We start from the raw sequence: 20,399 nt of genomic DNA on the forward strand, positions 1-20,399 counted from the left end.
GTGCGCGGCCCGGCCGGCTACTTGGCGGCCGCGGCCCCCTGCTTCGCGGCGGACGTGGAGGCGTCGGACGCCGCGTCGGACGCCGCGTCGGACGCGGCCCCGTCCCGCTTCGCCCCGTCCCGCTTCGCCTCGGGCTTCGAGTCGACGCCGGCCTCCTTGCGCTGCTGCGCGGTGATCGGCGCCGGCGCAGCCGTCAGCGGGTCGAATCCGCCACCGGTCTTCGGGAACGCGATGACGTCGCGGATCGAGTCGGAGCCCGTCATCAGCTGCACCACGCGGTCCCAGCCGAAGGCGATTCCGCCGTGCGGCGGCGCCCCGTACTTGAAGCCCTCGAGCAGGAAGCCGAACTTCTCCTGCGCCGCCTCGGCGTCGATGCCCATCATCCGGAACACGCGCTCCTGGACGTCGCCCTGGTGGATACGGATGGAACCGCCACCGATCTCGTTGCCGTTGCAGACGATGTCGTAGGCGTACGCCAGCGCGTTCTCCGGGTCGGTGTCGAACGTGTCCATGAACTCCGGCTTCGGGGACGTGAACGCGTGGTGCACGGCGGTCCACTGGCCGGAGCCGACCGCGACGTCGCCGGACGCGACCGCGTCGGACGCGGCCTCGAACAACGGTGCGTCGACGACCCAGACGAAGGCCCAGTCGCCGTCCTTGATGAGGCCGGTGCGGTGGCCGATTTCGACGCGGACGGCGCCGAGGATGGCCCGCGACTCGTTGCGCGCGCCGGCCGCGAAGAAGATGCAGTCGCCGGGGTTCGCGCCGACGGCCGCGGCGAGGTTCTCCCGCTCGGTGTCGGAGAGGTTCTTCGCGACCGGTCCGGTCAGCGAGCCGTCCTCCTGGACGAGCACGTAGGCCAGGCCCTTCGCGCCGCGCTGCTTGGCGAACTCCTGCCACGCGTCGAGCGTGCGGCGCGGCTGGGATGCGCCGTCGGGCATCACCACGGCGCCCACGTAGGCGGACTGGAACACGCGGAACGTCGTGTCCTTGAAGAACTCCGTCAGCTCGGTCAGCTCCAGTCCGAAGCGCAGGTCGGGCTTGTCCGACCCGTAGCGGGCCATGGCGTCGCGGTAGGTGATGCGCTGGATGGGCGTCGGGATCTCGACGTCGATCAGCTGCCACAGCGCCTTGACGATGTTCTCGCCCAGCGCGATCACGTCGTCCTGCTCGACGAACGACGCCTCGATGTCCAGCTGGGTGAACTCCGGCTGGCGGTCCGCGCGGAAGTCCTCGTCGCGGTAGCAGCGGGCGATCTGGTAGTACTTCTCGAAGCCGCCCACCTGCAGCAGCTGCTTGAACAGCTGCGGCGACTGCGGCAGGGCGTACCAGGAGCCGGGGGCCAGGCGCGCGGGCACCAGGAAGTCGCGGGCTCCCTCCGGGGTCGAACGCGTCAGCGTCGGCGTCTCGATCTCGATGTACCCCTCGCGGTGCAGCAGTTCGCGCGCGACGCGGTTGGCCTCGGAGCGCAGGCGGATGTTGGCGCTGGGCGCCGGGCGGCGCAGGTCCAGGTAGCGGTGGCGCAGGCGCGCCTCCTCGCCGACCTCGACGTGCTCGTCGATCTGGAACGGCAGCGGCGCGGCCGCGTTGAGCACGGTGACGGTCTCGGCGATGATCTCCACCTCGCCCGTGGACAGCGCCGGGTTCTCGTTGCCCTCCGGGCGGCGCTCCACGGTCCCGCTGACCTGCAGGACGAACTCGTTGCGCAGGTGGTGGAAGTCCGCCTCGTCGCGCACGACGATCTGCGCCACGCCCGAGGCGTCGCGGAGGTCCAGGAACGCGACGCCTCCGTGGTCGCGGCGGCGGGCGACCCAGCCTGCGAGGGTGACGGTCTGTCCAATGTGCTCGGCCCTGAGGGTGCCCAGGTCGTGAGTGCGCAGCACTGCGGTCCTTTCGGAGGGGGAAGCGTCCGCGCCCGGCGCGGGGCGGGGCGTGGCGCTGTGTGTTTAGATCGATCTCGAACGAGTTTACCGGTCGCCCGACGGCCGCCGGAATCAAGCCCGTGCGGCGGGCGTGGACACCACGGGAGGATCCAGTGCCTGCAACCCCGCCCCTGAAGCGGACCCTCGGCGCCTGGGACGCGACGACGCTCGGCGTGGGATCCATGGTGGGGGCGGGCGTGTTCGTCGTGCTGTCCCCGGCCGCCTCCCGCGCCGGCGAACTGCTCTGGCTGGCGCTGCTGGCCGCGGCTCTCGTGGCGGTGGCCAACGCGCTGGCCGTGGCGGCCCTGGCCACGGTCCACACCTCCAGCGGCGGCGCGTACCTCTACGGCCGCCGGCAGCTGGGCCCGTGGCCGGGCTTCATCGCCGGGTGGGGCTTCGTCACGGGCAAGACGGCATCCTGCGCCGCCATGGCCTACACCGTCGGGCTGTACGCGGCCCCCGGCCACGCCACGGCTCTGGCCGTGGGCGCGGTCGCGGCGGTGGCGGCGGTGAATCTCCTCGGCATCACGCGCACGGCCGCGGCGGCGCGGATCCTCGTGGCCCCCGTCGTCGGGCTGCTGGTTTTCGTGGTCGTCGGCGCCCTCGCCTCGGCCTCGGCGACCGCCGCCCAGCCCATCGATCCGCCGGCTCCGTGGTCGGTGCCTCAGGCGGCAGCGCTGCTCTTCTTCGCCTTCGCCGGCTATGCGCGCATCGCCACGCTGGGAGAAGAGGTGAGGGATCCCGAACGGACCGTTCCGCTCGCGATCGTGGCCGCGCTCGGCGTCACGCTGGTCCTCTACGCCGGGCTGGCCTGGGGACTCGTGCGCCTGCTCGGCCTGGGCGGCCTGGCCGCGGCCGCGGCTCCGGTGCGCGACGCCGTCGTGCTGCTCGGCGCGCCGGCGTGGGTGGCGGCGGCCGGGGCGGCGCTGGCGGCACTCGGCGCCCTGTTGGCGCTCGTGGCCGGCATCTCCCGCACGGCCCTGGCCATGGCGCGGGAGGGCGACCTCCCCGCGGTCCTGGCACGGGTGGGGCGGCGGCACCATGTCCCGTGGGTCGCGGAGGTCGCCGTGGCGGCGGCGGTCTCGGTGCTGTTGGTCACGAGCGACGTCACCACGATCATCGGGTTCTCGAGCTTCGGCGTGCTGGTCTACTACGCGGTCGCCAACGCCTCGGCGCTGACCCTGGGCTCGCGGCCCTGGTACTCCCCCCGCTGGCTCAATGCCGCCGGCGGCGCGGCCTGCCTGCTGCTGGCGCTGACACTGCCCTGGCGCAGCGTCGTGGCGATGCTCGCGGTCTTCGCCGCCGGCTGTGCGGGGCGCGCGCTCGTCACGCGCCGCCGCTAGCCGCGCCGGGGAAACCGCCTCCCGCGGACCGGACGAACCGTTCCCTGCGGAGCGGACGGGCCGAGCGCTAGGACCCGGCGACCACGCGCGGGACGAGGTCCTCGGCGGGCGGGGCCCAGGAGGCGGGATCCGCGGACACCTGTTCGCCGCTGCGGATGTCCTTGACCTCGTGGGAACCGTCGGGCGCCGTGAACCAGACGAACGGGATGCCGCGGCGGTCCGCGTACTTGATCTGCTTACCGAACTTCTCCGCCTTGGCGGCGACCTCGACGGCGATGCCGCGGCCGCGCAGCAGGCCGGCGACGTCCTGCGCCGCTGACCAGGACCGGTCGTCGGCCAGGGTGACCAGGACGGCCGTGGGGACGTCGCGGGTGGCGACGGCGGTGCCCTCCGCGAGCAGCCGGGAGACGAGTCGGCTGACGCCGATCGAGAGGCCGACGCCCGGGAACGTGCGGTTGCCCTTGGTGGCCAGCGATTCGTAGCGACCCCCGGAGCAGATGGATCCGAGTTGCTCGTGGCCGACCAGGACCGTCTCGTAGACGGTCCCGGTGTAGTAGTCGAGCCCCCGCGCGATGCTCAGGTCGGCGACCACCCGGCCCGGCGCGCGCTCGGCGGCCGCGGCGACGACCTGGGCCAGTTCGTCGAGCCCCTGCTCCAGCAGCGGGTGGCTGACGCCGAGGGAGCGGACCCGCTCCACGAACGACGTGTCCTCGGTGCGGATGGCGGCCAGCGCGAGCGCCGCCGCGGCCTGATCCTCGGTGGCTCCCAGCTCGTCGCGCAGCAGCGCGGCGACCTTGGCGGGACCGATCTTGTCCAGCTTGTCGATACTGCGCAGCACCCCGGCCGTGTCCTGGAGCCCCAGACCAAGGTAGAAGCCCTCGGCGAGTTTCCGGTTGTTCACGCGCACCTTGAAGTCGCCGATGGGCAGCGCGGCGAGGGCCTCGGCGATCACCAGCGCCAGCTCCACGTCGTAGCGGAACGGCAGCTCGCCGTCGCCGACGACGTCGATGTCGGCCTGCGTGAATTCACGGAAGCGGCCGTCCTGGGGCCGCTCGCCGCGCCAGACCTTCTGTATCTGGTAGCGGCGGAAGGGAAACGCCAGGTGGCCGGCGTTCTCGACGACGTAGCGCGCGAACGGGACGGTGAGGTCGAAGTGCAGGGCCAGGCCGTGCGGGTCCGCCCCGGGCCGCTCGGCGTCCTCGCCCTGAAGCCGGCTCAGGCCGTAGACCTCCTTGTCGATCTCGCCCTTGCGCAGCAGCTGACCGACGGTCTCGACCGCACGGGTCTCGATGTTGCCGAACCCGTGGAGCTCGAAGGTCCTCCGCAGCGTGTCCAGGATGTGCAGTTCCACGAGCCGTTCGTTCGGGAGCCATTCGGGAAAGCCGGACAGTGAGGCCTTGCGTGCCATGGGTCGATAACTCCTTGGGTGGGCGGGTGTGGGCGGCGGCACGGAGGCCGCCAGGGCGGTCCGGAAGGCCGCCGCGGCGACTGCCCCATTCTAGGTGTCCGCCCCGCGGGACCGCGACCGGCCGGGTCTCCAACTACCTGCGGCGGTGGGGACTCGGTAAAGTGACGGGAGAAACATGTGTCCGGGAGGAATTCCTGGACGGATCCGAGCGAAAGAGTTCCAGCGGTGACCATCAGTCAGCAATCCGACGACCACAACCAGTCCGCCACCGAGTCCGCGGAGGGGATCCTCGTCGAGGACACCCCGAACGCGGTCGTGGGCGACTCCACCGCGGAGGCCGAATCCCCCGCGGACGGCGAGGCTGGCGATGCCACCGGGCGGGACGGGAAGCGGGCCGCAGCCGAGGAACCCGCCGCCGAACAGGCACCCGCCGCCGAGGAACCCGCCGCCGAACAGGCACCCGCCGCCGAGGAACCCGCCGCCGAACAGGCACCCGCCGCCGAGGAACCCGCCGCCGAACAGGCACCCGCCGCCGAGGAACCCGCCGCCGAAGAGGCACCCGCGCCGGCCGCCCGGCCGACGCCCTCGCCGAAGCCGGCCGCGGGACCCCGCCCCGGCGGGTCCGTCCCGTCGCCGTCGGCGCTGAAGACCCGCGCGCCCAAGGCCTCCTCGCCGGCAGTGCAGGCGCCGCCGTCGTACAGCACGCCGCTCGACGAGGCCGCCAAGTTCGCGCGCGTCGCCGAGGACGGCCACGTCTTCGTCGTCATCGACGGCGAAGAGCACCCGGTCGGCCAGTACCCCGACGCGACGGAGCAGGAGGCCTTGGCCTACTTCGTGCGCAAGCACGACGACGTCGTGAGCCAGCTGCTGCTGCTCGAGCAGCGCGTCGCTGCCAAGGCGCCGACCACCGACATGTCCAAGACGCTGGACCACCTCGCCGAGACCGTGGCCGCGCGCGGCATGGTCGGCGACCTCAGGGCCCTGGAGGCCCGCATCGAGGTCGTCCGCGGTGAGGTCGCGGAGCTGCACAAGGCCGAGCGACGGGCACAGGAGGCGCACCGCGCCGAGGAGCTCGCCGCCCGCGAGGCGATCGTCGCCGAGGCCGAGGAACTGGCCGCTCGTGACCCCTCCACCGTCCAGTGGAAGCACGGCAGCAACCGGATGAACGAACTCTTCGAGCAGTGGAAGACGGCGCAGAAGGGCGGTGCCCGGCTGGGCCGGGCGACCGAGGACGCGCTCTGGAAGCGCTTCCGCGGAGCCCGCACCACGTTCGACCGCCACCGCCGCGCGTTCTTCTCCCAGCTCGATGCGGAGAACGCCGAGGCGAAGGCGACAAAGGAGGCCCTGATCGCCCGGGCCGAGGAGCTCGCCACCTCCACCGACTGGGGTTCGACGGCCGCCGAGTACCGCCATCTCATGGACGAGTGGAAGGCCTCCAAGCGGGCCTCGCGCAAGGACGACGACGCACTCTGGGCGCGGTTCCGCGCGGCCCAGGACGTGTTCTTCAACGCCCGCCAGTCGGCCAACCAGGCGCTCGACGAGGAGTTCGAGGGCAATCTGGCGGCCAAGGAACAGATCCTCGCAGAGGCCAAGGCACTGCTCCCGATCAAGGACCTGGCGGCCGCGAAGAAGGCCCTCGAGTCCATCCGGGACCGCTGGGACGCTGCCGGCAAGGTGCCGCGTTCGGCGATGCAGCGCATGGACGGCGGACTGCGGCAGGTCGAGGACGCCGTGCGGGCCGCCGAGGACGAGCAGTGGAAGCGCTCCAACCCGGAGACCAAGGCCCGCGGCAACAGCATGCTGACGCAGCTCGAGGAAACCATCGAGGCGCTGGAGTCCGATCTGGAGAAGGCCCGCGCCAAGGGCAACGACCGCAAGATCCGCGAGGCGGAGGAGGCACTCGAGGCCCGCCGCGCGTGGCTGGAGACGCTCCGGAAGTCCGCGCAGGACTTCCAGTAGTCCCGGGGCCGCACAGCGGCCCACACCCAGGGGGCGGACACCGATATCCACAGTCGGTGCCAGCCCCCTGTCGCGTCCCGCCGCGCTTTGGCAGGGTGGATCCATGAGCGATCCCGGCACCGCAAGTCCCGACCCGCCGCGCATCCTCGCGGCCGGCGGCGTCCACACGGCCGTGGAGCTGCAGGCGATGGCGGCCGACGGCGTGCTGCGGCGGGTTCTCCCGGGAGCGTATGTCCTGCCCGGCTCGGCCGACGGGCCGGAACTGCGGTCGGCGGCGGCCGGCGCCCTGGCCGGAGCGCGGCTGCGCGGCGGAGCGCTGGGGCGGCTGACGGCGGCCTGGATCTACGGGTGCGCCCCGGCGCCGCTGGAGCTGGAGGTGCTGGTCCCGCGGTTCCACCGCTCCACGCTGGGCGGCGATCCGATCCCCGTTCGGCTCAACGAGGCGCGGCTGCTGCCGGCGGACCGGCGCGTGCTGGGCGGAGTCCCGGTCACCTCCCCGGCGCGCACCGCGCTCGACGTGGCCTTCCACAGCGCCGAGGAGCACGCGCGCCCGGCCTTGGCCCGCCTCGTGGGCGCGCCGGGACTGGGGTGCACGGCCGGCCACCTGCTGCGGCTGGTTGAGGAGACGGCGCGGCGACCGGGGCGCCAGAGGGCCCAGCGTCTGGTGCGGGAGCTGTTGGCCGGCGCGGGTTAGCAGGCGGCGTCGAGTCGGGCCGCCGCTGGACGGGCGATGCGCTGGCTGGGCGCAGGCCGTCCAGCTGCGGCGCCGGGTGGGCGCCCGCTGGCTAGCTGCGGCGCTGGCCCGCGTTGGACGTGGTGCGGTAGACGTCGTAGACGCCGTCGATCCGCCGGACGGCGTTCAGGACGTGGTGCAGGTACTTCGGGTCCCCCATCTCGAACGAGAAGCGGGAGATGGCCACCCTGTTGCGCGTGGTGGTCACGCTGGCGGCGAGGATGTTGACGTGGTTGTCGGACAACACCCGCGTGACGTCCGAGAGTAGCGACTTCCGATCCAGGGCCTCCACCTGGATCTCCACTAGGAAGACGCTGGACTTCGTGGGCGCCCATTCGACGTCGACGAGGCGCTCGGGCTGGTCCATCAGCGCGTGCAGGTTCGTGCAATCCGCGCGGTGCACCGACACTCCGGAACCCCGGGTCACGAAGCCGCGGATCTCGTCGGGCGGGACGGGCGTGCAACAGCGCGCCAGCTTGGCCAGCACCTCGCCCGCGCCCTTGACGATGACTCCCGAGTCCGCGGTCTTGTGGCGCTGGGTGTCCCGCACCAACGGCGTCTCGTCGAAGTCGACCTCGTCCACGTGGGACGGTCCGACCATCGCCGTCAGGTGCTCGATGACGTTCTGCGCGGACGTGTGCCCGTCGCCCACGGCCGCGTAGAGGGCGGTGATGTCCTGGTGGCGCAACTCGTGCGCGACGGCGGTCAGCGTGTCGTGCGTCATCAGCTTCTGCAGCGGCAGATTGTTCTTCCGCAGGGCCTTCGTGAGGAGGTCCTTGCCCTTCTCGATCGCCTCCTCGCGGCGTTCCTTCGTGAACCACTGGCGGATCTTGTTGCGCGCCCGTGCGCTCTTGACGAAGCCCTGCCAGTCCTGGCTCGGACCGGCTCCCTCCGCCTTGGACGTGAAGATCTCCACCCAGTCGCCGTGGTGGAGTTCGCTGTTCAGGGGCACGAGCTTGCCGTTGACGCGTGCCCCGATGGTGCGGTGGCCGACTTCCGTGTGCACGGCGTACGCGAAGTCCACCGGCGTCGACCCGGCCGGAAGGGCCATGACCTCGCCCTTGGGGGTGAAAACGAAGACCTCGGCCGCGTTGATCTCGAAACGCAGCGAGTCCAGGAACTCGCCCGGGTCGCGCGTCTCCTGCTGCCAGTCCAGCAGGCTCCGGAGCCACCCCATGTCCGAGCCCTCGGGGCCGGCGCCCTCGGTCTTGCCGGGGTTCTTGTACTTCCAGTGCGCGGCCACGCCGTACTCGGCCCGGCGGTGCATGTCGTGCGTGCGGATCTGGATCTCGACGGGCTTGCCGCCCGGACCGATCACCGTGGTGTGCAGCGATTGGTACATGTTGAACTTCGGCATCGCGATGTAGTCCTTGAAACGCCCCGGAAGGGGGTTCCAGCGCGCGTGCAGGGCGCCGAGCGTCGCGTAGCAGTCCCGCACGCTGTCGACCAGGACGCGGACGCCCATGAGGTCGTGGATGTCGTCGAATTCCTTGCCGCGGACAATCATCTTCTGGTAGATGGAGTAGTAGTGCTTGGGCCGCCCGGTGATCGTGGCCTTGATCTTGGACTCGCTGAGGTCCTCGGCGATCCGCGCGCGCACGGTGGCGAGGTACTTCTCGCGCTCGGGCGTCCGGTCGCCGACCATCCGGACGATCTCCTCGTACACCTTCGGGTGCAGCGCCGCGAAGGACAGGTCCTCGAGCTCCCACTTCACGGTGTTCATGCCGAGCCGGTGGGCCAGCGGGGCGAAGATCTCCAGCGTCTCCCGGGCCTTCTTGGCGCTCGATTCCTGGGACACGTAGCGCCAGGTCCGGGCGTTGTGCAACCGGTCGGCGAGCTTGATCAGCAGGACGCGGATGTCCTTGGCCATCGCCACGACCATCTTGCGGACGGTCTCCGCCTGCGCGGCCTCGCCGAACTGGACCTTGTCCAGCTTGGTCACGCCGTCCACCAGCATGGCCACCTCGGCGCCGAAGTCGCGCCGCAGGTCGTCGAGGGAGTAGTCCGTGTCCTCCACCGTGTCGTGCAGCAGCGCCGCGGCGAGCGTCGTGCCGGTCATGCCCATCTCCGCGAGGATGGTCGCCACGGCCACCGGATGCGTGATGTAGGGGTCCCCGCTCTTGCGCTTCTGACCCTCGTGGCAGCGCTCCGCCACCGCGTAGGCGCGCGTGATCAGTTCGAGCTGCTCCCGCGGGCTGTTGGCGCGCACCGTGCGCAGCAGCGGCTCGAGAATGGGCGGCTGGCCCGAGGAGCTGCGTCCGGCCAGCCGGGCGAGTCGCGTGATGGTGCGTTCGCGCCGCCCGGGAACGGCCCCGGCGGCCGGGGGCGGAGTCTCGGGAGCTGCGGATGCGGGCTGTTCGGCCAAGGCGGCTCCTCTCGGTCTCGATCGTGCCGCAGGCGGTTCCGCTGCACGGGCTGTTCGCCGTCCGACACCCCGGTGCTTCCGGAGATGAAATCACGGTAGATCAAGGTTATAGCACCCGGTGGCGGGCGGGCGCCGTGTCGGCGAACTACGGCGGGGACGCACGCCCTGTGGGCTTGCGTCCCCGCTGGGCTCCGTGCCGGCCGCAGGTCCGCGTGACCGGCGTGCCGGCCCTAGGCCGCGACGGCGGCGTCCCGGCGTTCCATGACGCGCTTGTCGTGGCGCACGATCTCCGGCTCCTTGGCGCGCAAGAGCGCGTAGAGCGGCGCCTGAACGAAGATGGTGCACAGCGTGCCCACGATGATGCCCACGAAGAGCGCCAACGAGAGGTCGCGCAGCGTGCCGGCGCCGAGGAGGAACGCCCCGATGAACAGGATCGAGCCGACCGGCAGCACGGCCACGACGGACGTGTTGATCGAGCGCACGAGCGTCTGGTTGATGGCCAGGTTGACCTGCTCCTCGAACGTCCGCTGGTACTGGTCGAAGAGGTTCGCCGTGTTCTCCCTGATCTTGTCGAACACGACCACCGTGTCGTAGAGCGAGTAGCTCAGGATCGTGAGGAACCCGATGATGGCCGACGGCGTCACCTCGAAGTCCGAGAGCGCGTAGATGCCGGCGGTGATGATCACCACCGTGAAGAGGCCGAGGATCGCTGCCAGCGACATTTTCCAGGTCCGGAAGTAGATAGCCATGAGCAGCGCCACCAGCACGACGAAAACGATCAGGCCGATGAGCGCCTGCTTCGACACGTCCTGTCCCCAGGACGGCCCGACGAAGGTCGAGGTGACCTCGTTCTGTGTGACGCCGTAGGCGGCGGCGAGGGACGCGCCGACCTCGAGCGTCTCGTCATCGCTCATGCGCTCCGTCTGGATGCGCATGGTGTTCGGGGCGATGTTCGTCACCGTCGGCTCGTGGTCGGCGACGACGCCGACGACGGCCTCCTCGCCGACCGCGACGTCCGTGGTCTGCACGCCGGAGACCGTGAACTCCGAACCCCCGGTGAATTCGATGCCCAGGTTGAACCCGCCCTTGACGACGGGGACGACGACGGAGAGCGCGATCAGCGCGGCCGCGAGGAGGAACCAGATCCGGCGGTGGGAGACAAACGGGTAGGAGCGCTTGCCGGTGTAGAGCTCGTTGCCCCACGTTGCGAGATTAGCCATGGTCGGAATCCTTCGTCGAGGAGGTCGCCGCCGGGACGTTCTCGGCCGCCTTGCGGCGCTCGGCGATGGTCTGCCGCCGCTCGGCCTCCTGGGCGGAGCCGGCGTTGCGCTTGGTGCGGGCCGTGTCGGCGTCGGCCTTGTAGCGCCGGACCTGTCCGGCCCCGCGGTACAGCGGCTCCACGCCGAGCAGGGAGGGGTCCAGCCCGGACCAGCGGTGTCCCTCGCCGAAGAACCGGGTCCGAGCGAGGTACTGGAGGACGGGGTGCGTGAAGAGGAAGACGACGATGAGGTCCGCGACCGCCGTCAGGCCGAGCGTGAACGCGAAGCCGCGCACGTTGCCGACGGCCGTCAGGTACAGGACGACGGCGGCGAGCAGGTTGACGGCCTTGGAGGCGATGATGGTCCGCTTCGCGCGCTTCCATCCGGTCTCGACTGCGGAGGGCAGGCTGCGGCCGTCGCGCAGCTCGTCGCGGACGCGTTCGAAGTAGACGATGAACGAGTCGGCGGTCAGGCCGATGGCCACGATCAGGCCGGCGATGCCCGCGAGCGAGAGCCGGTAGTTCTGCGCCCACCCCAGCAGCACCAGCGCCAGGTAGGTCATCACACCGGCGACGATGAGCGAAGCCATGGTGACCAGGCCGAGCATCCGGTACTGGAAGAACGAGTACAACCCGACCAGTCCCAGGCCGATGAGTCCCGCGATGAGTCCCATCCGGAGCTGGTCGGCGCCGAGCGTCGCGGAGATTTGCTGCTCGCTCTGGATCTCGAAGCTGATGGGCAGGGCACCGTACTTCAGCTGCTCGGCCAGGGCCTTGGCGGACTCCTCGGTGAAGGAGCCGGAGATCTCGGCCTTGCCGTCCGCGATGACCGCGTTCGTGGTCGGGGCGGAGACGATCAGGCCGTCGAGCACAATCGCGAACTGGTTCTGCGCGCCCTCCATGGTGACGAGCCGCTGGGTGACGTCGCTGAACCTGGCGGCGCCGGCGGAGTTGAACTCCAGGTTCACGGCCCACTGGCCCGTGGTGAAGCCCTGCTGTCCGCGCTGCATCCCGAAGGTCGCGTCCGCGATGTCGGTGCCGGGGATCTCGACCGGTCCCAGGATGTACTTCGAGAAGGTCCCGGGGTCGCAGGCGATCATGGGCTGCTCGGGATCGTTCACCGAGTCGCCCCGTTCGGCCAGCTCCGCCTCGCAGTCGTAAGCCTCGAACTCGGCCATGAGGTCCGCGTCGACCCAGTTGGTGTCGGAGAAGTCCGTCGGCTCGGCCGTGGGCTCGGGGAGCTCGTCCCGCGGCGTCCGGTTTTCCTCCGGCGTGGCCCCGAAGGACCCGGCGACGATGACCGGGCGGAACTCCATGTTCGCGGAGGCCTGGATCAGGTCGCGGGTCCTGCTGTCCGGGGTGCCGGGCATGGAGACCACGACGTTGCGCCCGGACTGCGTGGTGATCTCCGCCTCCGAGACGCCGGAACCGTCGACGCGTTGGCGGATGATCTCCACCGCCTGGTCGAGCTGCTCCTGGGTGGCGTCGGCGCCGCCCGCCACCTCGGGGGCCAGGATCATCTGCGTCCCGCCCTCGAGATCGAGGGCCAGCTTCGGCCCCCAGGTGGTGTTCCCCGTGGCGACTCCGGTGACGACAAGCGCACTGAGGGCGACCATGATCACGCCGAGCCACAGCAGGGCGCGCCGGGCGTGCCTGATCGGGCCATTAGTTGACATCGTGGGTCTTTCTTCTCAAGACGCGCCTCGCGGGCGTCGGAGGGCCGGACCGGGCGCGCCGCCTGCGGCGGGCGCGCCCGACGCGGACTATTCCTTGGTGCGGTCGTCGCCGTCGAGGCGACGCAGGGTCTCCTCGGGGGTCTCCTCATGGACCGCGTCGCCGGCCGCGCCGGTCGCCGCGGTGGGTTCCGCCACCGGCGCGGCGACGGACGGCGTCTCGGCGTCGTCGGCCGGGACGGCCGCGGGCACGACGCGGGCGACGGCCTGGGAGTGGACGGTAGCCGTGCTGCCGGGCGAGAGCTCGATGACGACCTTGTTCTCGTCGGTGTCGATCGAGACGACCTTGCCGTAGAGGCCGAACTGGGTCATGACCTCGGCTCCCGGGCGCAGCTCGGACTGGAGCTCCTGCTGCTGCTTCTTGGCCTTCTTGCGGCCGCGGAACATCATGAAGATGAGGAACGCGAACGCGGCCAGCAGGATCAGCGTCATCGGGTCGAAGGCCGGTGCGGCCTGCTCGGTGGTGTTCTGGGCCAGTTGCATGGTCGTCAAGGGTCGTTACCTGTTTCTGTTCTCGGGGCATCCCGGGCGGCGCCGGGGCGCGCAGGGAGGGCAAGACACCATTGTATCGCCCGGCGCGGCGCCTCCTGTGACCGCCGCTACCCCGCGGCCGGCGCGCCGCGCCGCAGGTGAGAGACGGGGGCCCGCGGCAGTGGGTCCTTCGGAGGAGCTAGTCGGGATCCCCGGACGACGGCAGCCCGGCGAAGATGGCGTCGGCGGGCATGGCGAGGCCCAGGTGCTCCCAGGCGGCGGGCATGGCGATGCGGCCGCGCGGCGTCCGGCCGAGCAGCCCCTCCCGGACCAGGAAGGGCTCAGCGACGGTTTCCACGGTCTCGGTCTCCTCCCCCACGGCGATGGCCAGCGTCGACAGCCCCACCGGTCCCCCGCCGAACTTCGTGCAGAGCGCGTGCAGGACGGATCGGTCCAGGCGATCCAGGCCGCGGGCATCGACCTCGTACATGTCGAGGGCGGCGGAGGCCGCCCGCGCGTCGATCTGTTCCGTGCCGTGGACCAGTGCCCAGTCCCGCACGCGCCGGAGCAGGCGGTTGGAGATGCGGGGCGTGCCGCGGGAGCGGGACGCGATCTCGGCGAAGGCCGCGGAGCTGACCCGCATGTCCATGAGCATTGCCGAGCGACGCAGCACCAGTTCCAGCTCGTCCGTCGAGTAGAACTCCAGATGGCCGGTGAAGCCGAAGCGGTCGCGCAGCGGCCCGGGCAGCAGACCGGCGCGGGTGGTGGCCCCCACGAGGGTGAACGGCGGCAGCGCCAGCGGGATCGCCGTCGCGCCAGCCCCCTTGCCGACGACGATGTCGACCCGGAAGTCCTCCATCGCCATGTAGAGCATCTCCTCGGCGGGCCGGCTCATGCGGTGGATCTCGTCCAGGAAAAGGACCTCGCCCTCCGTCAGCGAGGACAGGATCGCGGCCAGGTCGCCCGCGTGCTGGATAGCGGGGCCGGAGCTGATGCGCAGCGGCGCGTTCATCTCGCCGGCGATGATCATGGCCAGGGTCGTCTTGCCCAGCCCCGGCGGCCCGGAGAGCAGCACGTGGTCGGCCGTCCGCTCGCGGATGCGCGCCGCCTCCAGGACCAGGGAGAGCTGTCCGCGGACGCGCTGCTGGCCGACAAAGTCGTGCAGGTTCTTCGGCCGCAGGGCGGCCTCGATGGCGCGCTCTTCCGGCTCGCTGCCGGAGGCGGTCACGCGCTCGTCGTCGTCGGCCATGGGGCGGTCCTACCTTCCCGTCCGCGCGGCGCCGCGCCCGAGGTCGCGCAGGACCGCGCGCAGGATCTCCCCGACGTCCCCGCCGGCCACGATCTCCGGCATGGCCTCGGCCGAGGAGTCGACGGCCTTCACCGCGTCCTTCTCCGACCACCCGAGGCCGGTGAGCGCCTCCAGGACCTGCGCCTTCCAGGCCGGGCCGGCAGGGGCGGCGGGACGGCCTGCCTCCCCGGCCGGCACCAGCTTGCCGGCCAGCTCGAGGACGATCCGCTGTGCGCCCTTGGGGCCGACGCCGGGGACGCGCGTGAAGGCCTTGGCGTCGCCGGAGGACGCAGCGACCCGGACGTCCTCGGGAGTGTGCACCGCCAGGATCGCCAGGGCCAGCCGGGGCCCGATGCCGGCCACGGAGAGCAGCGTCTCGAACACCTCGCGCTCGTCAGGGTCCCCGAAACCGAACAGGGTCATCGACTCCTCGCGGACCACCATGGCGGTGTGCACGACGGCGTCGCGCCCCACGTGGAGGTTCGAGAGGGTCTGCGGCGTCGCCTGCACGAGCATGCCGAAACCGGAGACGTCCACGACGGCGCTGCCCAGCCCCACGTGCCGCACCACTCCGCTCAGGGAACTGATCATGCGCTGCCAACCTCCGGCGTCGTTGGGGTCCGGCCGCGCCCCGAGGCGGACGTCCGAACATATCTACGAATACCTTACCCGCCGCCCCGCCCCCGGGTCGTCAACGGCGCGGCGCGTTCGACGTCGGTGCCGTGGGGACGCCGGGTCGTCACCGCCGCGGGGCGGTCGGCCGCCGCGCCGCGGCCTCGGCGGCCGCCCAGGCCCGCTGGGCGGGCGTGAGCCCGCTGGACCCGGCGCTCACGGTGCCCGAGGCCTGCGAGCCCGGGGCCGCGCCGCGCCAACCGTGCGCGATGGCCAGCGCCGCCGCGTCCGCCGCGTCGGCGGGCCGCGGCGGTTCGTCGAGCCGCAGGATCTTGGCGACCATCTTGCCGACCGCGGCCTTGTCCGCCTGGCCGCTGCCCGTCACCGCGGCCTTGACCTCGGTCGGGGTGTGCAGCGCCACGGGGATCCCGCGCCGGGCCGCGGACACGATCACGATGCCGGAGGCCTGGGCGGTCCCCATCACGGTGCTGACGTTCAGCTGGCTGAAGACGCGCTCCACGGCCATCACGTCGGGTGTGAAGCGGTCCAGCCACGCGTCGATCGCCTCGGCGATGGCCAGCAGCCGCTCGTCGAGCGGGCGGTCCGGCGTCGTGCCGACGACCGTCACGTCCACGAGGGTCGCCCGCCGGTTGGGTTCGACGTCGACGACGGCCAGGCCGCAGCGGGTCAGCCCCGGGTCGACACCGACGACGCGCAGCGCCACGGGGTCCTAGTCCTCCTCGAGCTCGGCCATGACCTCGGCGCTGATGTCCGCGTTCGAGTACACGTTCTGGACGTCGTCCAGGTCCTCCAGGGCGTCCACCAGACGGAGGAACTTGCGCGCGGCGTCCGCGTCCAGGTCCACCTGCATCGACGGGACGAACTCGACCTCGTCCGTCTCGTACTCAATGCCCGCGTCGTCGAGGCCGGCCACGACGGCGCGCAGGTCCTGGGGCTCGGAGTGCACCTCGAAGGACTCGCCGGACTCCTTGACCTCCTCGGCGCCGGCGTCCAGCACCGCCATCAGCAGGTCGTCCTCGGTGAGCTCCCTCTTCGGCAGGCCGACCACGCCCTTGCGGGCGAACAGGTAGCTGACGGACCCCGGGTCGGCGATGGTGCCGCCGTTGCGGGTCACGGCCAGCCGGACCTCGGAGGCGGCACGGTTCTTGTTGTCGGTCAGGCACTCGATCAGCACGGCGGAGCCCTGCGGTCCGCGGGCCTCGTAGATGATCTCCTGGTAGTCGACCGACTCGCCGGTCAGGCCGGCGCCGCGCTTGACGGCGCGGTCGATGTTGTCGTTGGGGACCGACGTCTTCTTCGCCTTGGCGACGGCGACCTCGAGCGCGGGATTGCCCTGCAGGTCGGCGCCGCCCGCGCGGGCGGCGACCTCGATGTTCTTGATCAGCTTGGCGAAGGCCTTGGCCCGCCGTCCGTCGATGACGGCCTTCTTGTGCTTGGTGGTTGCCCATTTGGAGTGGCCCGACATGCTTACGCTTCTCCTCTGATCATCTGGATGAAAAGTTGGTGGATGCGCCGCTCCCCCGTCACTTCCGGGTGGAAGGAGGTCGCCAGCAGCATTCCCGAACGAACTGCGACAATTCTAGCGACCCCGCGCCCGGCACCGGGATCGGTGCGGCCGGCCACCTCGACGGAGGCGAGCACCTCGACGCCTGGCCCGACGCCCTCGACCCACGGGGCGCGGATGAAGACCGCGTGCACGGGATCCGCCCGGCCGCCGTCCGGCACCCCGGGCAGGCGGTCGAGCTCGGCGAAGTCCAGGTCCGTCTCGAAGGAGTCCACCTGGCGCCCGAAGGCGTTGCGCCGCACCACCATGTCGATGCCCCCGAAGGTCTGCTGGGGGTTGCCCGCGCGGTCCGTCGCGGGGTCGGCTACGGTGTCGGCCAGGAGGATCATTCCGGCGCAGGATCCGTAGACGGGCAGGCCCTCGCGGATCATCCGGCGCAGCGGATCGGCCACGCCGAACGCGCGGGCGAGCTTGTCGATCGCCGTGGATTCGCCGCCGGGGATCACCAGTCCGTCCAGTCCGGCGAGTTCGCCGGGCCGGCGCACGACGACGGGTTCCGCCCCTCCGGAGGCGAGGGCGGCGGCGTGTTCGCGGAAGTCGCCCTGGAGGGCCAGGACACCGATCTTGGGCACTCGACGTCGCTCTCTCCCGGCGTCGCCGGGCGTCGGCCCGCGTGACGGGCCATGGTGGTGGGGACGTTCCAGCCTAAACCCTCGCCGGCTGCCCTCCGTTCCCCGCGCCCGCCGCCGGGGTGCCCACCCGCCAACCTCGGGGGTGGCGCCCACCGTCCTGGTGGGTGGCGCCCCCGCCGGGGCGGGAGTGCGCCCCGGCGGGGAGTGCACGCCCTCGCGGGCGCGTGGGTCACGGGTGTCGGCCGGGCGTTGTGACAAGGTGAGACCATGACGAATCCCCTCCTGCGCGCGAGCGAACTTCCCTTCGGCCTGCCCGACTACCACGCGATCCGGCCGGAGCACTACGTGGAGGCCGTGGAGGCCGGCGCGCGGGAACAACTCGCCGAACTCGCCGACATCGCCCGCGACGATTCGCCGCCGTCGTTCGGGAACACCTTCGTCGCCTTCGAACGCAGCGGCCAGCTGCTCCGCCGGGCGCTGCAGGCCTTCGGGAACGTGAGGGCGGCCCACGGCACCCCGGAGATCCAGGACGCGCACGCGCGCATCCAGTCCGTGCTCACCGAGCACGAGGACGCGGTCCGGCTGGACGCCCCCCTGTTCGCCCGGCTCTCCTCGCTCGACGCGGCGCGGCTTGGCGGGGAGGACGCCCGGCTCGTCGAGGAGACGCTGCGCGACTTCCGCCAGGCCGGCGCGGAACTGGGCGACGCCGACAAGGCGGCGCTCCGCGCGCTCAACAGCCGACTGTCCGACCTTTCCACGGAATACTCACGGCGGCTGCTCGCCGGCATGAACGCCGCAGCCGTCCACTTCGCCACGGCCGGGGAGCTCCGTGGATTGGGACAAGGCGAGCTCGACTCCGCGGCCGCCGCGGCACGGGACGCCGGGCACGCGGACGGGTACCTCATCACGCTGGGGCTACCGACGGCCCAGCCCGTGCTCGAGCGGCTGGAACTCACCGAGAGTCGGCGCCGGATCTTCGAGGCGTCCGTGAACCGGGGCATCCGGGGCGACCATCCGACGCTGGACCTGGCCGCGGAGATGGCCGGGTTGCGCGCGGACCGAGCGGGGCTGCTCGGCTACGCGAACCACGCCGAGTACGCCCTGGAGGCCCAGACCGCCCCGTCCCTCACCGCGGTCATGGACCGCCTTGCGGCACTCGTGCCAGCGGCCGTCGCGAACGCAGAGCGCGAGGCCGCGGTCCTTGCGGATTCCGCCGGCCGGAGCCTTGAGCCGTGGGACTGGGCGCACGCGTCGGCCGCCGTCCTGCGGACGCGCTACGACGTGGACGCCGCGGCGTTGCGGCCGTGGTTCGAGCTGGAGAGCGTGGTCAGGGACGGGGTCTTCCGCGCGGCCACGCTGCTCTACGGCGTGACCTTCGCCGAACGGCACGACCTGCCGGTCTACCACCCGGACGTGCGCGTGTGGGAGGTCTCCGACGTGGACGGCTCCGCGCTGGGGCTGTTCCTCGGCGACTACTTCGCGCGCCCGACCAAGACGGGCGGTGCCTGGATGAATTCCATCCGCCTGGGCGCCGGCCTTTTCGGGGAGCTCCCCGTGGTCACCAACAACCTCAACATCGCCCGGCCGGCCGCCGACGGCCCGGCGCTGGTCAGCCTGGACGAGCTCCGGACGCTGTTCCACGAATTCGGGCACGCGCTGCACGGGCTGTTCTCCGCGGCGATGTACCCCTCGCTCGCCGGGACCGCGGTGCCCCGGGACTTCGTCGAGTACCCCTCGCAGGTCAACGAGATGTGGTCGCTGTGGCCCGAGGTCGCCGAGGGCTACATCCGGCACCACCTCACCGGGGAGCCGCTGCCGGACGGCACGCTGGATCGGCTCGAGGCCGCGGCGCTGTGGGGCGAGGGCTTCGCGACCACGGAGTACCTGGCGGCGGCGGTCCTGGACCTCGCCTGGCACTCGCTGGCACCCGGGGAACGCGTCGCGGACCCGCTGGACTTCGAGGACGCCGCGCTCCGCCGCGCCGGATTCGACCCCGCGGCGGTGCCGCCGCGCTACCGCACCGGCTACTTCAAGCACATCTTTGGCGGCGGATACGCCGCGGGCTACTACTCGTACATCTGGAGCCAGATCCTCGACGCCGACACCGTCGAATGGTTCAAGGAGCGCGGCGGGCTGACCCGCGAGAACGGCGACCGCTTCCGGGAGGGCCTGCTGGCCCGCGGCAACACGCGGGACCCGCTGGAATCCTATGTGGACTTCCGCGGCCGCCCCGCCGAGATTGGCCCGCTCCTGGCGCGCCGCGGCCTCGGCGTCTGACCGTGGCCACCATCCTCGGCGCGCAGTCGGCGTTCCGCGAATGGCAGGAAACGGTCGCCGAGGCGACCGGGGGGCGCGTCTTCACGACGCACGGCTGCAGCTGGGTCTGGCATCCGGCGCGCCGGCGCCTGATGCTGCTCTTCCCGGACCGCCCCGAAGCGGCGGGACTGCGCCCGGGGCTGGCCGAGGGGAACCGGCTCGGCGCCACGGAGGTCTCCGTCTGGATGAACGCCGCCGCCGACGCTTCCGCGCTGCGCGGATTCGGGTTCACCGACGCGCCCCCGATCCTGTGGCACGCCGGAGAACCCGAGGCCGGCCGGAACCCGTGGGACGGCAGCGTGCGTGTGGGCGATCCCGTGCCCGAGGCCACGGGCGCCGACGCCGAGGAGCTGCAGGTCGCCGGGCTACCCGGGCGGCGGGTGGTCCACGCGACGGCGCGGACCACGGACGGGGTCCTCGTGGGCCGCGGGTTCGCCCAGCACGCGTCCGGTGGCCGGCTGGCGCTCCACGGCCTCGCCGTCGCGGGCGCCGAGCGCGGACACGGCATCGGCCGCGCCCTCGTCGCGGCGCTGGCCTCGTCGCCGGCCACGACGGAGAACGCGGCGGAGGACGCCCGCGACGAGGGGACGGCGGAGGACGCCCGCGACGAGGGAGCGCGAGGCGAGCGGACGGAGCTGGTCCTGGGCTGTTCCCCCGGTGCGGGCGGGTTCTTCGCCGCCTGCGGCCTGCGGCTCATCGGCCGCGGCCGGCACCTTCTGCTGCGTCCCCCGGCACCGCCGCGCGGCTAGACGGTCGGGCCGCGTCGGCGACGGCGGAACCGGGCCACCGGATCCGGCGAACGCCGCGTCAGGCCGGCTGCGGCAAAGGCGGGAC

16 protein-coding genes are annotated in these 20,399 nt (G+C 71.9%); 5 read left to right on the forward strand and 11 right to left on the reverse strand.

The genetic code is table 11. The features are described from left to right. Positions 1 to 17: 17 nt before the first annotated feature. Positions 18 to 1,883: an aspartate--tRNA ligase gene (gene aspS / locus ACETWP_RS07415; RefSeq protein WP_373971577.1), complete on the reverse strand. Its 1,866-nt coding sequence runs from the start codon at positions 1,881 to 1,883 to the stop codon at positions 18 to 20. 152 nt (positions 1,884 to 2,035) lie between these two features. On the opposite strand from aspS, the gene ACETWP_RS07420 reads away from it, so the two are divergent. Continuing rightward, positions 2,036 to 3,265, forward strand: a complete 1,230-nt coding sequence (locus ACETWP_RS07420) for an APC family permease (RefSeq protein ID WP_373971578.1) — start codon at positions 2,036 to 2,038, stop codon at positions 3,263 to 3,265. Between the two features lie 67 nt (positions 3,266 to 3,332). Here the strand turns inward: ACETWP_RS07420 and hisS are convergent, their stop codons facing one another. Next, positions 3,333 to 4,673 carry a histidine--tRNA ligase gene (hisS, locus tag ACETWP_RS07425; RefSeq protein ID WP_373971579.1) on the reverse strand — a complete coding sequence of 447 codons (1,341 nt, stop codon included), beginning with the start codon at positions 4,671 to 4,673 and terminating at the stop codon, positions 3,333 to 3,335. Between the two features lie 225 nt (positions 4,674 to 4,898). On the opposite strand from hisS, the gene ACETWP_RS07430 reads away from it, so the two are divergent. After that, positions 4,899 to 6,632: a DUF349 domain-containing protein gene (locus ACETWP_RS07430; protein ID WP_373971580.1), complete on the forward strand. Its 1,734-nt coding sequence runs from the start codon at positions 4,899 to 4,901 to the stop codon at positions 6,630 to 6,632. A gap of 103 nt (positions 6,633 to 6,735) precedes the next feature. Then, positions 6,736 to 7,326, forward strand: coding sequence for a type IV toxin-antitoxin system AbiEi family antitoxin (locus ACETWP_RS07435; protein ID WP_373971581.1), 591 nt, complete (start codon positions 6,736 to 6,738; stop codon positions 7,324 to 7,326). A gap of 91 nt (positions 7,327 to 7,417) precedes the next feature. Here ACETWP_RS07435 and ACETWP_RS07440 read toward each other — a convergent pair whose 3' ends face one another. The 9 genes from ACETWP_RS07440 to pdxT all read right to left on the reverse strand — a co-directional run bounded on the left by ACETWP_RS07440 (position 7,418) and on the right by pdxT (position 17,249). Beyond that, positions 7,418 to 9,730, reverse strand: a complete 2,313-nt coding sequence (locus ACETWP_RS07440) for a RelA/SpoT family protein (RefSeq protein ID WP_373971582.1) — start codon at positions 9,728 to 9,730, stop codon at positions 7,418 to 7,420. Positions 9,731 to 9,960: 230 nt separating this feature from the next. Then, positions 9,961 to 10,950, reverse strand: a complete 990-nt coding sequence (secF, locus tag ACETWP_RS07445; protein WP_373971583.1) for a protein translocase subunit SecF — start codon at positions 10,948 to 10,950, stop codon at positions 9,961 to 9,963. Beyond that, entirely contained in the window at positions 10,943 to 12,664 is a 1,722-nt protein-coding gene (secD, locus tag ACETWP_RS07450) for a protein translocase subunit SecD (RefSeq protein ID WP_373971584.1), read from the reverse strand. The genes secF and secD overlap by 8 nt, the downstream gene beginning before the upstream one ends. Before the next feature lie 87 nt (positions 12,665 to 12,751). After that, entirely contained in the window at positions 12,752 to 13,204 is a 453-nt protein-coding gene (yajC, locus tag ACETWP_RS07455) for a preprotein translocase subunit YajC (protein ID WP_373971629.1), read from the reverse strand. A gap of 187 nt (positions 13,205 to 13,391) precedes the next feature. Further along, a complete protein-coding gene (gene ruvB, locus ACETWP_RS07460; protein ID WP_373971585.1) occupies positions 13,392 to 14,441 on the reverse strand; it encodes a Holliday junction branch migration DNA helicase RuvB in 1,050 nt (349 codons plus the stop codon). Positions 14,442 to 14,450: 9 nt separating this feature from the next. Further along, positions 14,451 to 15,071, reverse strand: a complete 621-nt coding sequence (gene ruvA / locus ACETWP_RS07465) for a Holliday junction branch migration protein RuvA (protein ID WP_373971586.1) — start codon at positions 15,069 to 15,071, stop codon at positions 14,451 to 14,453. Positions 15,072 to 15,219: 148 nt separating this feature from the next. Continuing rightward, on the reverse strand, positions 15,220 to 15,816 hold the full coding sequence (ruvC, locus tag ACETWP_RS07470; RefSeq protein WP_373971587.1) for a crossover junction endodeoxyribonuclease RuvC: 597 nt from the start codon (positions 15,814 to 15,816) through the stop codon (positions 15,220 to 15,222). Positions 15,817 to 15,822: 6 nt separating this feature from the next. Continuing rightward, complete coding sequence (locus ACETWP_RS07475) at positions 15,823 to 16,578, reverse strand: YebC/PmpR family DNA-binding transcriptional regulator (protein ID WP_373971588.1); 756 nt, start codon at positions 16,576 to 16,578, stop codon at positions 15,823 to 15,825. Positions 16,579 to 16,580: 2 nt separating this feature from the next. Further along, positions 16,581 to 17,249, reverse strand: a complete 669-nt coding sequence (pdxT, locus tag ACETWP_RS07480) for a pyridoxal 5'-phosphate synthase glutaminase subunit PdxT (RefSeq protein ID WP_373971589.1) — start codon at positions 17,247 to 17,249, stop codon at positions 16,581 to 16,583. Positions 17,250 to 17,516: 267 nt separating this feature from the next. Between pdxT and ACETWP_RS07485 the strand changes: the two genes are divergently transcribed. Then, positions 17,517 to 19,526: a M3 family metallopeptidase gene (locus ACETWP_RS07485; RefSeq protein WP_373971590.1), complete on the forward strand. Its 2,010-nt coding sequence runs from the start codon at positions 17,517 to 17,519 to the stop codon at positions 19,524 to 19,526. A gap of 2 nt (positions 19,527 to 19,528) precedes the next feature. Further along, positions 19,529 to 20,314: a GNAT family N-acetyltransferase gene (locus tag ACETWP_RS07490; RefSeq protein ID WP_373971591.1), complete on the forward strand. Its 786-nt coding sequence runs from the start codon at positions 19,529 to 19,531 to the stop codon at positions 20,312 to 20,314. Positions 20,315 to 20,399 lie beyond the last annotated feature (85 nt).

This window comes from Arthrobacter halodurans (assembly GCF_041877255.1).
Classification (GTDB): domain Bacteria; phylum Actinomycetota; class Actinomycetes; order Actinomycetales; family Micrococcaceae; genus Arthrobacter_N; species Arthrobacter_N halodurans.

Excerpts from the sequence above, each read along its gene's own strand:
- hisS (WP_373971579.1), bottom strand. The coding sequence starts at position 4,673 with ATGGCACGCAAGGCCTCACTGTCCGGCTTTCCCGAATGGCTCCCGAAC.
- ACETWP_RS07435 (WP_373971581.1), top strand. The coding sequence starts at position 6,736 with ATGAGCGATCCCGGCACCGCAAGTCCCGACCCGCCGCGCATCCTCGCG.
- secF (WP_373971583.1), bottom strand. The coding sequence starts at position 10,950 with ATGGCTAATCTCGCAACGTGGGGCAACGAGCTCTACACCGGCAAGCGC.
- secD (WP_373971584.1), bottom strand. The coding sequence starts at position 12,664 with ATGTCAACTAATGGCCCGATCAGGCACGCCCGGCGCGCCCTGCTGTGG.
- yajC (WP_373971629.1), bottom strand. The coding sequence starts at position 13,204 with ATGCAACTGGCCCAGAACACCACCGAGCAGGCCGCACCGGCCTTCGAC.
- ruvB (WP_373971585.1), bottom strand. The coding sequence starts at position 14,441 with ATGGCCGACGACGACGAGCGCGTGACCGCCTCCGGCAGCGAGCCGGAA.
- ruvA (WP_373971586.1), bottom strand. The coding sequence starts at position 15,071 with ATGATCAGTTCCCTGAGCGGAGTGGTGCGGCACGTGGGGCTGGGCAGC.
- ACETWP_RS07475 (WP_373971588.1), bottom strand. The coding sequence starts at position 16,578 with ATGTCGGGCCACTCCAAATGGGCAACCACCAAGCACAAGAAGGCCGTC.
- ACETWP_RS07485 (WP_373971590.1), top strand. The coding sequence starts at position 17,517 with ATGACGAATCCCCTCCTGCGCGCGAGCGAACTTCCCTTCGGCCTGCCC.